Source organism: Bacillus sp. GW823-FHT06B01 (genome assembly GCF_058952315.1).
The window spans coordinates 777,081-792,248 of sequence record NZ_JBXAHR010000003.1; the positions used below are offsets into that span (position 1 = coordinate 777,081).

Annotated in this window: 1 protein-coding gene; it reads right to left on the reverse strand. The window is 37.5% G+C overall.

Annotation, left to right across the window (positions count from 1 at the left end):
• Positions 1–31: 31 nt before the first annotated feature.
• Entirely contained in the window at positions 32–15,064 is a 15,033-nt protein-coding gene (locus AC1Q8N_RS17290) for a DUF7507 domain-containing protein (RefSeq protein ID WP_493521294.1), read from the reverse strand.
• Positions 15,065–15,168: the final 104 nt, after the last annotated feature.

Below are 15,168 nucleotides of genomic sequence, written 5' to 3' on the forward strand. Positions count from 1 at the left end.
ACTATCCAAACTACAAGCTTTTTCTTTTTTATTACTTCCACCAAATCCAAGCCCAAAAGTAATTTCGTATATTTCGAGGAGTAACGCGTATAAAACGTTCACCGTTAAAGAAGCAACTTAAATTTGGAAGTGTTTCATCTGGATTTTCTGAAATAAAAGCGACGATGTTTTCGTTGCTTGTAACAGTTACTGTAATTGGTGGATCGGTAGGTGAGACCTGAAGTTGTAACGAAATATTCGCCGTGTTTTTGAATTCATTATTAACAGGTGGACTTATCACTTGTACTGTGAATAATACGATAATTGTTTCGTTTGGTTCCAAATTAGTAGCGACTAGGAAACCGATATTCGGATTCGCTAGTGGAGAGCGTTCGCTGTTAATAAAGACAGTACCGTTCATAAATTGTAAACCTGCTGGAATGGTATCTTGTAATGAAACATTTGAAAGTGAAATATCAGAAGTATTCGTAATACGCATCGTATAATCAAAATATTGGTTTAAATAAGCTGAGCTGACGGAAGCATCTTTCACTACTGTTGCAGTTATAAATTGAACTGGTATACGAACGATATTTGAATTGTCAATGAAAGTAATAATTGGGTCCTGTGGTGTCAATTGGAAGGCGGCTGTGACGGAAGCAGAATTGATAATTGTGCTGTTTGAAGGGATAGACGTGACGAGAACTTTAAATGTTATCGTTGCTACTCCATCTGCAGGTAGGGCGCCGATATTAATACCAGTGTCTGGACGAACATTTGGTACCGGAGTACCGTTAATTGTTACGCTGTTTTCTATAAATGTTGTACCAATTGGAATGGTATCTAAAATAGAAGTACTTATCGTAGGAATCGGAGAATGGTTCAATACCTCTAATGTGAATGTAATCATATCACCTATAACGGCAATAGATGTGTCGGCTGTTTTGTTAATACGAACCATAGGATCAACTACTGTTGTTGTAACGACATTTGTTTGCTTTGTAATTGTAATAGGTGGTTCATTCGGGTCAATGGTAACAGTATAGGAAACAGAAGCATCGTTATTAATTGCTGGTTGAAGGGTTGTAGGAGATATTGTTACTTGGAAAGTAATGATAGTAGATTCATTAGGAGTAAGGCTTCCTAATGTAATACCGTTTTCAGGATTTTCATTAGGCTGATTGATTCCGTTAATCGTAACGCTGCCTGTAACGAAGGTTGTATCTACTGGTGCGGTGTCTATGGCAATAATATCTTCAATCGTTACATTACCACTATTCGTAATCGTAATTGTATACGTTACAGTTTGACTAGGTAAAGCATTCGTAGCATTAACAGACTTTATGGCAACGACATTATCATTTTGGACAGTTGTTGTGACGGTATTTGTTGTAGTCGTGTTTGTAACAGGTAAATTATTTGGATTGACTATATAGTTAAAAGTAGTAATGGCTTGGTTCGTCAATTCATTTGGTGTTGGGATAGAAGTCACGGTTACTTGGAATGAAGCGACAGCGTTTCCGCCGACAGTTATAGTATCAATTGGTATACCACTTACTGGATTAACTTCCGGAAGGGCTTCTCCGTTTACAATGACGCTATTTTCTATAAATGTAGTACCTTGAGGAATCATATCTTGAATGGTTACATTATTCGCTGCAACATTACCAGTTTGATTGAGTGTAATCGTATAAGTTAACGTGTCACCGACTGTTGCAAATGCAAGGTCAACAGCTTTATTACTATTTAAATTTGCGTGATGAATTTCTGTTACGGCAGCTGATGAAATGATAGTTTCGGTAATAGGCGGCTGGTTTGGTATGGTGTATTGGTATTCGATTGTACTCGTGTTAGAGATTGGATTTGTTTGCGGAATCGAAGTAACCCGTACTTGGAATAGAACAGTTGCTGTCGTATTAGGCGGAATGTTATCAATTCGTATCCCGTTAAGTGGATTGTCACTTGGACGGGCGTTTCCATTCACAATAACACTATTATCTATAAAGCTCGTATTCGCCGGAATAATATCTGTAACGATAATGTTTTCAACTTGTATATTCCCATTGTTCGTGATGGAAATTGTGTAAGGGATAATCGTTTGTAGGTCAGCGTATTGGATAGGTGTTGTTTTTGTTGCAATTACATGAGCAGAAATAACTTCAGTGATAGTAATATTACTAGTCGATATTTGTTCTTCGCTATTAATTGTATAACGAGAAGTTGATTGATTTTGAATACGACCACTAGCTGGAAGAGCTACCACAGTAACGGAAAATGTGACTGGGATAGAAACGTTAGGAGCAATCGTTCCTACAAGTATACCAGTACTTGGATTCGCGTTAAGCTGAGGAATATTATTTACTAAAACGCTACCTTCTATAAAGGTTGTTCCGTCAGGTATATTGTCTGTAAATACAACAGTAGTAGCATCTGCATTTCCTATATTCGTTAAAGTTGTTGTATAAGTTAAAATGTCACCAATCGTTACAGAAGTTAAATCAACAGTTTTCAGTGAAACGATATCAGCATCATTAATTTGGACGAAAGTAGTATTGGAAGTAGTAGATTTTTGAATTGGTGCAAAGTCAGGATTGAAAATAAAGTCGTAGACGATGTTTGCAGTATTAGGCGTTGGATTTAAAGCTGGCAAATTCGTAACGGAAACTTGTAACGTTATTGTAGTCGCTTGCCCTGACGCAATATTAGGAATGAAAAAGCCGATATTCGGATCTGCTGCAGGAAGTACAGTGTTGTTAACTGTTACACTTCCCGGAATAAATACTGTTCCATCTTCTATAGTATCTGTAAAAAAGATGGAGTTAGTTGTAGTAGATCCGTTATTTTGAATGAATACTGTATATTCAATGGTGTCATCAATATTAGCTAATACTTTATTAGCAGATTTTGTAGCGATAAGAATCACATCAATAAATTGTATATTTGTAGTATTGGAAGAGGTTGTTTCTGAAATTGGTGGTGCGCTTTGTTCCGGTTTATATTCATAGTGTATAACAGCGATATTATTAATAGTATTTTGTGCAGGTATAGAGACTACATTTACTTGGAACGTAACAATAATCGTATTATTTGGAAGGATAATACCAAGATTGATACCGATAATTGGATTTTCGTTAGGTCTTGGTATGCCGTCTACAAGGATGCTATTTGGAACGAATGCAGTGCCAGCAGCAATTGCGTCAATTAGGATAGTATTTGTAATAGGTACTGTACCAGCGTTTGTAACTGCGACTGTATATGTGATGATTTGACCGATACGTGTAATAGATCTGTTAGCAGATTTAATTGCACTAACATTTGCCGTCCGCACTTCAGTATTTACTGCATTTGATAATGATCTACGCTGAACAATCGGAGAACTAGGGTCAATTTGGTATTCATACGAGGTGTCTGAAATGTTAATGACAGTGTTGCCCTCTGGTATATTTGTAAGTTGTACTTGAAATGAAATAGTGACTGTTTCATTTTGTTGTATCGTGCCGAGAGTTATTCCATTTTGAGGATTTGCACCAGGCTGAATCACATTATTTATTGATAAGCTATCTTCAATGAATATAGTACCTTCTGGAAAGTTGTCAATGAACACCGTATTGTTAGCTGGAACAGTTCCTATATTTTGTATTGTATTTGTGTAGGTAATATTTTGCCCGATGGCTACGAAAGTAACATCCGCCTGTTTAACAGAAATAATATTTGCATTTTGAAGTGATGTTGTAACGATATTAGAATTTGCAGAGCGATTCACTGGTGGAGCTGTAGGAATACTTACATATTGGTAATTTACAGATGATTGATTTACAATTTCGGTTGCAGTTGGTGGATTATTTGTTTGTACTTGAAATAGTATTGTTTTGGAACTGTTTGGTGTAATCGTTCCAATTGGTATTCCGTTTTCTGGATTTACACCTGACTGAAGTACACCGTTAATTGTGACACTGTCGGGAACGAATGTAGTCCCAGCTGGAATAGAATCTGTAAAAATAATATTTATTGCGTCAACGTTGCCGATATTTTTCACTTCAGAAATATAAAGTATAGTTCCGCCAATATCTACAGTTATTGGATTGGACGTTTTTGTAACTGTCAATTGTGCTTGCACGAAATTTGTAATGACAATATTACTTGTAGATGTTTCGGTAATAGGCGGTTGTCCTGGGTCTGGTTGAATTGTATATGTTGTATTAGATTGATTTGTAATCGATTGTTGCGAGAATGAATCGTTAATAAGAATTTGGAACGAAATAAGGTGAGTAGCGTTTGCTACTAGGTTAGGCAAAGTAACACCTGCATTTGGATTTGCACCAAGTATAGCTGTTCCGTTAAGTGTAAAACTATTTTCTACGAATGTAGTCCCTTCTAGAATCGTATCTGAAAATATGAGATTAGTAGCTGGAATATTTCCGGTATTTTCTAGCGTTATCGTATAGGTCAAAATGTCACCGGTTGTTGCTTGTTGTGCATTGACAGCTTTTAAAGAAAGAACATTCGCATCCGAAATTTGTGTGAAAGCTGGATTAGACGTAATTGTTCGAGAGATGATAGGAGCAGTTGGATCGGCGATAAAAGTATAGTCAATACGGGCTATATTAGAAATTGGATTCACGCTTGGAATGGATTGAACGATAACTTGGAATGTGACGGTGACGATTTCTGAAGGTGCAATGGCGTTTAAGGAGATTCCTACGTTTGGATCAGCACCCGGAGCTGAAACGCCATTTATGGTTACGCTATTTGGAATAAATGCAGTTCCTTCTGGGACCAAATCTGTTAAAGTAACTGTATTTGCAGTTGTATTTCCGTTATTTTGAACGACTACCGTGTAAGTGATTGTACCGTCAGTAGATTGTACGAGAGAATCTGTATTTTTAATTACAGATAGCGATGCATCAACGACAGCTGTATTTACCGTATTAGATGAAGATGTTGCTGTAACTGGAGGTTGACTTGGGTCGACGATATAAGTGTAACTTGTAAGTGCTTGATTTATAATCGCTCCTTGTGGTGGAATAGAACTTGCAAGAAATTGGAACGTAATAGTAGCAGAATCACCTGGTGCGATAATACCAACTGGAATACCGAGAGTTGGACTTGCATCTGGAAGTGAAATCCCGTTAAGCGTGACACTATTTGGAACAAATAATGCCCCTTCAGGAACTCCGTTAATGAGTAATACAGAATTTGCAGGGAAGTTTCCAGTATTCGTTAATGTTGCTGTATACGTAATTATATCTAAGGTAGATACGATTGTACGATTTGCTTCTAAAACAGTTGTAACAGTCGCGTTATTAATTTGTGTGGAAGCACTATTAGAATTTATTGTGCCGGTAACAGGAGGAGAGGCCGGATCAACTATAAATTCGTATTGAATAGATGCAACGTTTGTAATTGGATTCGAAGGTGGAGTAGATGTAACTATGACTTGGAAAGTAGCAGTTAAGGAACTACCCGCGTTAACGGTTCCGATATTCACTCCGTTATTTGGATTTGCACCTGGAATGGTACTTCCATTTACAGTAAAACTATTTTCAACAAAAGTTGTTCCTGCTGGAATCGGATCTGAGAAATTTACATTCGTAGCGTTTGTATTGCCACCATTTTGAATTAAAACTGTATAAGTGATCGTGTCGCCGATGTTTGCAAAGGCTGTATTAGCAGTTTTTACGGCTGAAAGTATTGTTGAATTAATAGAAGTAACGAAGACGTTCGTTTCCACATTGCCAGGCTGAGCCTGTAATGCATTTCCTACGTTATATTGGAAGTTTACAAATCCTAAGTTTTGGAGTTCAGGTGTGAACGTTGTTGGGTTGCTTACAATTTGAACTTGGAATACGATTGTTACAGTTTGATTTGGAGTGATCGTATTTATGCCAACACCATCAATGATAGAAGCAGATGGTAATGGAGTGCCATCAACAATAACTGATCCCGCCACAAATTGTGTCCACGATGGTATCGGGTCTGAGAAAATAACGTTATTAGCCGGAATATTTCCTGTATTCGTAATCGTAGTTGTATACGTAATCGTATCACCAATCGTTGTAAAAGCTTTATCGGCAATTTTAATTGTGTTTAAAATTGCACTTTCGATTTTTGTGGAAACAGTAGTAGAAGTAATATTTTTTGAAACGGGAGGATTAGCTGGATTAACGATATGCTGGAAGCTAATGCTAGCTTGATTGGTAATTGGATTTATAGGTGGAATTTCATTGGCATTAATATGAAATGCTACGATGACAAACTGGTTTGGTGCGATATCTCCAATTGGAACGCCTGTCATTATGTCTGTATTTGGGATGGTAGTTCCGTTAAGTGTAAAACTATTCGGTTCAAAGGAAGTTCCGTCTGGAATTAGGTCGGTAAAAATAACATTCGTCGCACTAACATTGCCGCTATTTGTAATCGTAACTGAGTAGACAATATCTTGCCCAATATCTACTGTTTCCACATTTGAATTTTTTTGTGCAGTAAGGATAGCGCTATTAACTTGTGTTGTCGTTGTATTAGATTGATTGGAAGTCGAAATGAACGGCTGATCTGAATCAACAATATAACGGTAAGTGGTAAGAGCCGAATTAGAAATAGGATTGTTGATTGGGAGGGTTGAAACGATGGCTTGGAATGTGACAATTGATGTATTTCCACCATTAATTGAACCGATATTTACACCAGTAGATAAATCAGCGTTTGGAATGGTTTGCCCATTAACTGTGAAACTGTTTGGAACGAAACTTAAATTGCTATCAAGTATATCGATAACGGTAACATCAGTTGCAGCTACATTCCCAGTATTAGGAAGGTTAAGTGTAAATGTTATTGTATTACCAACATCCGCAAAAGTAAGATCTGCTGTTTTTGTGCTAATAATATTTGCGTTGTTTATTTGAAGAAGTGTCGTGTTGGAGGTAGCTGCACTCGATACTGGCGGATTCCCTGGATCAACAGTAAACTCATACGTCGTTGCTGCTGTATTTGGTGCAGGATTAATAGGTGGGATGCTGTTAACCGTAACTTGAAATACGATACTATATATTTCATTTGGTGGAAGTGTTGCAAGTACTACACCTGTATTTGGATTCGCATTTGGTTGTAAAACGCCATCGACTGTTAATGTGTTAGGAACAAATGTGAGTCCACTTGGTAATGCATCTGTAAATACAATATTAGTGGCATCCGTATTTCCTATATTCGAAATAGACGTAGTATAAAAAGCAGTTTGCCCGATATCTGCAAAGGAGACACTTTCATTTTTCGTCATGGATAATATAGCTTCTTTAATTTGCGTTGAAACGGGATTACTAATTGAAGTTTCTGGATCAGGCGGTGAGACTAATTGATACGATGTTGATGAGAAATTTACAATTTGGTTCTCGGTTGGTAATGACGCCACGTTTACTTGGAATGAAACAGTTACTGTAGACCCAGCTGTTATAGGCCCAATATTTACTCCGTTCGATGGGTCCGCACCACTTTGAGAAACCCCGTTAATAGAAAATGAGTTTGCAATAAATGTAGTTCCGCTCGGCATTGTATCTGAGAAAATAACATTTTGTGCAGATGAGTTTCCATTGTTTGTTAAAGTAACAGTATAGGTGAGTGTGTCTCCAATACGACTAAAGGATTTATCGACTTGTTTTAATGAAAGAATGATAGCTGTGTTAATTGTAGTGAACACTGTGTTTGAAGTAACATTCCTTGAAACAATAGGGGCATTAGGGTCAGTGATAAATGTGTAAGAAGCACTAGCCGAATTGGCAATAGGATTTTGAACAGGAGTAGAAGTAGCGGTAACTTGAAATGCTATTGCTATTGAGCTGTTAGGAGCAATTGATCCAATTGTAATACCTGTATTAGGATTAAGACCAATTTGTGTGATACCATTTATTGTAACACTATCCAAAACGAACGTTGTACCGTCTGGAATAAGGTCAGTGAACGTAATATTCGTAGCATTTGTATTCCCACTATTCGTTAAAAGTGTCGTATAGGTAATAGTATCACCTAGTGTTACAAGTGTTTGATCAACTGATTTAATCATCGTTATCATAGCATCTAGTACAGGGTTTGTAACGCTGTTCGTTGAAGTAGAAGTAGTAACAGGAGCTGCGCTTGGATCAACGGTATAAGAGTATAAAATTGTATCGTTATCCATAATTGAACTTGAAGGGGGAATAGAAATAACAGTTACTTGGAAAGTAACGGTTACTGTTTCGCCAGGAGCGATATTGGGTATATTGAGTCCAAGTGCTGGCCGTGCACCAAGTTGCTGCATACCATTGATTGTGACCGAATTTGGTATAAATGTAGTGTTGGCTGGAATAGCGCTTGTGAAAGTAATATTCGTTGCTGCAGTATTTCCTGTATTTGTAATAGTAGTTGTATACGTAATCGTATCTCCGACAGAAAGAATGGATTTATCAGCACTTTTTGTAGTAGTTAATATAGCACTATTAATAGTTGTCGAAACAGTATTAGATATATTCGTTTGTGATACGGCAGGTTGGCTAGGATCGACCACATGTGAATACTGTACAGAACTAAAATTTGAAATTGGATTTATACTTGGAATGTTTGTTACAAGTACGTTTATCGTAATAGCAATCGTACTGCCAGGATTTATATTTCCAACTTGAATTCCGTTAGCGGGGTTTCCAATTTGCTGAGCACCAGAATCATTTACAAGAGTACCAGATATAAATGTCGTTCCATCAGGCAAAATATCCGTGAAAAGTATATTTTGTGAAGTGACATTTCCAGGGTTGCTTAATGAAATTGTATAGGAAAGTGTATCCCCGATCTTTGCAAAAGTTTTATCTACAGATTTAATTGCCAAAATTTCTCCGGAATTTATTTGTGTTGAAACCGGATTAGATGTTGTACTTCGTGAAACGAGTGGTAAATTAGGCCCTGTCATAAATTGATAATTAATAGAAGCTCCGTTTACAACGGGTGAGTTTGGTCCCCCAGGTCCGATTGTAAAAATAGGATTTGGGATGCTAACTACTTGCACACGAAAGGTGACGTTTATAAAATCTCCTGCAATAATATCCCCAATTGGTATCCCGTTCGCCGGATTTACTCCAGGTAATAAAACCCCACCTACTCGAACGCTATCTTCTATAAATACTGTATTATTTGGAATCGGATCTGTAAAAGTGATATTAGTAGCAGTTGTGTTTCCTATATTATCCAATAAAACTGTATAAGTTAAAAATGAATTTCCGGGTGCGATGTCAGAAAATATACGATCGACACTTTTTGTTGCTTGAATAATTGCTTCGTTAATTTGCACTAAAGTTGGATTACTTGTAGCTGTTTCTGTCACTGGCGGCTGGGTAGGATCCACAATGATAGAATATGTCGTACTGGATTGATTCAACGTAGGATTTGTAGCTGGTATTGAGCCAACGATAGCTTGGAAGCTAATTGTTGTTGTTCCTCCAACTGGAATGGGGTCTAAAGAAATCCCGCTATCTGGTCTAAATCCAAGTTGTGGGATGGTATTAATTTGTAAGCTATCAGGAACGAATGAAAGTTCAGGTGGTAATATATCGATAAAAACAGGTGTGTTTGCGGTAGTATTTCCGCTATTAGTGAGAGTAGTTGTATACGTAATTGTATCTCCGACAGCAGCAAATGCACTGCTTGCAGTTTTTGTTGCGATTACGGAGGCTGTATTTACTTGTGTAAAAGTTTTATTGGATTGAACGGTCCGTGAAACAGGCGGTTCATTTATATCAACAATAAAGCTATATTGAAGCGATGATTTGTTAGGAATTGGATTAGGATTTGGGATTGTTTTAATGTTTACTTGAAAGCTGAGTATAACTGATGCATTTGAATTTATGTTCCCGATATTGATACCGTTTTGTGGATTTGTATTAGGAATAGTTATTCCATTTACTGTAAAACTATTTGGGATAAACGTCGTACCATCTGGAATTAAATCTGTAAAAATAACATTGTTTGCGGTAGTGTTCCCGGAATTAATAATGGTAGAAGTGAAAGTGAGTGTATCTCCAATAGTAGCGAATGTTGAATTGACAGTTTTATTTATAGATAGAGTAGCATCAATAATTGGAGTAACCGTCGTATTCGTAATTGTACTACCAACAGCAGGTGATTGGTTTGGATTCACGTTATATTCATAATTTACAAGAGCATTATTTGTTAATGTGCCACTAGGTGGTATCGCTAAAATTTGTGCTTGAAAAGTAATGAATATAGTATCTCCGGGAGGAATATCTGCTAAGTGAATACCAAGTGATGGATCTAATCCTGGCTGTGGAACATTATTAATAGTTACAGAATTCTGGATAAATGAAGCCCCTGCGCCAAGTCCATCCGTTAAAACAGTTGCACTAGCGGGAATATTTCCTGTGTTCGTAACTGCAATCGTATAGGTAACGATATCTCCAATTGCAGCAGTCGGTGTGTTCACTGATTTCGTAGCGATGATTGTAGCGTTATTAATTTGAGTTGTTATTACGTTACTTAACGCATTGGAGGATGTTGGAGGTAAGTTAGGATTTACGAAATATTGGTACGTTGTGTTACTTTGGTTCGGGATAGGGTTCGGATTCGGAATGGAATTTACTTGCACTTGGAACGAGATGGTCGTATTTGCATTAGGATTTATCGGATCAATTGCTATGCCATTTGCTGGATTTGCATTAGAGAGCGTAGTACCATTTACTGTTACGCTATTTGGAATAAAAGATGTCCCGCTTGGAATGGTATCTGTAAATACTATACTTGATGCAAGTGTGTTCCCATTATTTGTTAAAGTAGTCGTATACGTAATAATATCATTTACGTTCGCAAACTGTTTATCAGCAGATTTTGCAGAGGTAATCGTAGCGTTATTAATAGCTGTTTGTACAGTGTTAGAAGCAACCATCTGCATGATGGCTGGTTTGGATGGATCGTACGTGTATTGGAATGTAGTGCCTGATTGATTCGTAATTGGATTTACAGCAGGAATAGTTGGTACAAAAACTTGGAATGAAACGGTACGTGATGAATTTGCCACAATCGTACCGATCAAAATGCCGTTAGCAGGATTTGCATTTGCTATAGGGACACCGTTAATCGTTACAGTATTAGGAAGAAAGATGGTACCATCTGGAATGATATCTGTAAACGTTACATTAGTGGCAGGGATATTGCCGTTATTCGTTAAAATTGTTGCATAAGTTATGACATCGCCAACATCAGCGAAATTTGTACTTGTTAGTTTCGTAGCAACAAGATTTGCGGTGTTAATTTGTGTCGTTACGATATTGCTAGTGGCATTTCTAACAACAGCAGGTAAATTTGGATCTGCGATAAAGCTATATTGTAGTGCAGCACTATTTTGAACTGGATTTGGTGAAGGTAAACTATTTGCACTAATTTGAAAAACAATGGTTGTAATTCCACCTGTGGGAATTGTTCCAACTTGAAGACCAACACTTGGATCAGCACCTAGCTGTAAAGCGCCGCCTATAAAAATACTATTTGGTACAAGAGTCGTACCAGGAGGGAGTATGTCGGTAACAACTACATTATTCGCTGGAGTATTCCCAAGGTTCGCTAAGGCAATTGTATATGTGATTGGTTGCCCAACATCAGCAATAGTTAAATCTACCTGTTTGACAATAACTACATTTGCTAAATTAATTTGTGTGCTTACAGTGTTACTTAAAGAGGTTTCTATAGTTGGTGGATCGCCTGGATTTAGAATAAAGCTATACTGTGTACTAGATGAATTTGTTGTTGGATTTTGTGTAGGTAAAGCAGTGACGGTTACTTGATAAGAAACAGTAATTTCACCGTTAGCAGGAATGGAAGGTAACGGAACACCGGCGTTTGGATCAGCGTTATTTTGGAGTACACTATTAATAAGGAAAGTGTTTGGAATAAAGGTAGTACCGTCTGGATTCGTATCAACGAAAGTAGGGCTATCAGCAGTAACACTTCCTGTATTCGTTAAAAGAATAGTATAAGTTAATACATCCCCAACAGTAGCAAATGCCCGATCCACTGTTTTTGCTGAAATGACATTTGCATCGTTTACTTGAGTAAATGTAGTGGTTGAAGTAGTGTTCTTACTTACAGGTGAAGCGTTTGGATCCACGATAAAGTTATAGGAAATAGAAGCGCTATTTGAAATAGGATTTGGATTTGGGATGCTAGTTATTAATACTTGGAATGAAGCTGTAATTGTAGTATTTGCATTGATGCTACCAATATTGATGCTAGCTGGTGTAACACCTGGCTGAGCAACATTGTTAATTGTAACACTGTTTGGTACAAAGGCAGTACCATTCGCAATTGAATCGGATAGTACTACATTGTTCGCCGCAACATTTCCATCGTTTGTAAGAGCAAAGGTATAAGTTAATACATCTCCAACTTCCGCAAATGTTTTATCTACAGACTTCGTAGCTTGAAGGTTTGCTAGTCTAATTGTTGATGTAACAGAATTAGAATTTGCTGTTTTTGAAGTTGGTGGCAGACTTGGATTAACAGTATATAGATAAGAAGCGAAAGCATTATTAATGATAGGATTTTGGGCGGTAATATTAATAATTGTTACTTGGAAAGAAAGAGTAAAAGTAGCTCCGCCAGGAATTGTTCCGATAGGTAAAGCGACGAGAGAATTTACATTTTGCAAAACTCCATTTAGTGTTACAGTACCAGGAGTCAATATCGTTCCATTTGGAAGTGGATCTGTTAGTTGCACGTTAGTTGCGGCTGTATTTCCACTGTTTGTAATGAGGATTGTATAACTTATCGTTTCGCCAATTGTAGCAAATTGTTTGTTTGTTGATTTTGTTAATGTTAAATTCGCGTTGTTAATTTGAGTGGAAACAAGATTAGAAGAGATATTTTTTGTAACGGGTGATTGGCTAGGATTGACGGTATATTGATAAGAAGCGCTTGATCCATTAGAAACGACACTTGACGCGGGTATTGTGTTTACTACTACTTGAAACGAAACATTTTTTGTTGTGCCAGTTGGGATGGATCCTACATTTACACCGTTAGCAGGATTTGCTCCAACTTGTGTCGTTCCATCTATTGTTAAACTGTTGAGAACAAAAGTTGTTCCAGTAGGAATGATATCTGTAAAAATAACGTTATTCGCATTCGTATTACCTGTACCTGTAAAGGAAACGGTGTAAGTTAATGTATCACCAATATCTGCAAAATTTTTATCTACTGCTTTCGTCATTGTTACAGTAGCATTATTCACTTGAGTGGAGACAATATTTGTCGTATCAGTCCCGCTTACTGCTGGCTGATTTGGTACAGGAATGTATTGATATGTTGTTGTGCCACTATTTAATATTGGATTTGTTTGGGGAATAGAAGGAACGAATACTTGAAATAAAACAGTAGTCGTAGAATTAGCAGCAATAGTTCCAATGGATATACCATTAGCGGGATTCGCTCCAGCTTGAATAACTCCGTTAACAGTTACACTTCCCGGAATGAAAGTAGTCCCGCTAGGAAACGGATCCGTATATATGACGTTAGTTGCAGCGATATTTCCTACATTAGCTAAGGCAATACTGTAAGTTAACGTTTCGCCAATATCGGTAAATATTTTGTTAACTGATTTTGTGCCATTAATATCTGCGAGGTTAATTTGTGTTCCTGCAGAGTTGCTTGTTGCAAGACCATTAAAAGTTGTTCCTCCGGCGATCGGTGTATATTGAAATGTAATATTAGCAGTGTTAGAGATAGGGTTTTGGCTTGGAAGAGAAACGACAGTAGCTTGAAAAGTTACTGTACGAGAAGCGTTATTATTAATGGTTCCAAGAGATATACCAGCAGCCGGATTTGCGTTTGTTTGCGGGACATTATCTATCGTTACAGTCCCAGGTATAAAGGAAGTACCGTTAGGGAGAATGTCTGTAAAAATAACGTTATTGGCAGGAAGAAGTCCAGTGTTAGGGATAGTAACTGTATAAGTGAGAACGTCTCCAATTGCAGCGACGCTTTTATTCACGCTTTTCGTTGCTTGTATATTAGGAGAATTTATGTTGATTTGTAAACCGACTGTATTCAACATATACGCGTCTCCGTTAGTTGTTAAACGGATTGCGGCGGACACTTGAGAATTTGTTAAATAAGGAGAAATATCAATAGAAGTAATGTCCCAGCCCTGTCTCCCAGCAGAGATGTTTGTGCTTGTAGAAGCACTTTGATTTCGTGTTCCAAATGTCCCAGTTGTATCTAAATTACCGGCAGCATTATTAACTTGAGAACCGAAGAAATTATTTACAGCATTATTTGGCCCGGATAATGCATTTAATGAACTGAAATTTGGTCCAAATAATGCTTGATCCCCAGTTAAATCAGCATCCCCTTCAGTAGAACTTATAAATAATCTCCCGCTTACAGGTCCTCCGGCAGGTGTTAAAAACCCTGAGACAGATACATCTGCACTACCAGTTTCTACAGAAACGCGGTTACCAGCTACGTAAATTGTTAAATTTCTTGCGGGTAAGGAACCGTTTTGATAAGCGACAATGAGCGTCCATCCAGAAGAATTGATAGCTCCGTTAGAAGCATCCAAAGGATCAACAAGTCCAGGGACAGAGCCGGTTGTATAAGAGCCAGATCCTCCAGCTTGAACGAGGGATGTTACATCTGCGGAACGTGTATAAAATCCAAATGTGACAGATCCAGAAACGAATGTTTGATTAGAAGCTGTAACGGTTGAAGGGGTAATTGAGTATGTTGACACAGGTGTTGTAAAAGAAACGGGGTTTCCTAATACACTCGTAATGTTTTGATCACGAGATAAGTAGTTGCCACCCCAAACAAGTTCTGCGTAAAGAATAGTACTACCAGCAGGGATATTTAAAAGAGCGGTAGAACTATTTTGTGTATAGTTTAATGTTGTACCAGCAGGAAAACTCGTTACTTGTAAAGCAGTATTCGTAGTTACGAATGCACCAATTGCCCCGATTGTACCAGCACGGTTTTGATTACTAATTTTACTTAAGCCTAAAGTATTACCTGTAATTGCGAGTGCGCCGTTAGTGGTGGTAGAAAATCGATTCGTAATGGGCATGTTGTCACCTCATTTATAATATAGTCTTGGTCAAAATAGGATATGTGTGTGACAAATAAAGTGAAACATGTACAAGTTGATTTAATAATAATGATTTAAATGTC

What these genes read in the sequence shown, in the direction of transcription:
- AC1Q8N_RS17290 (WP_493521294.1), bottom strand. Translation starts at nt 15,064, where the DNA reads ATGCCCATTACGAATCGATTTTCTACCACCACTAACGGCGCACTCGCA.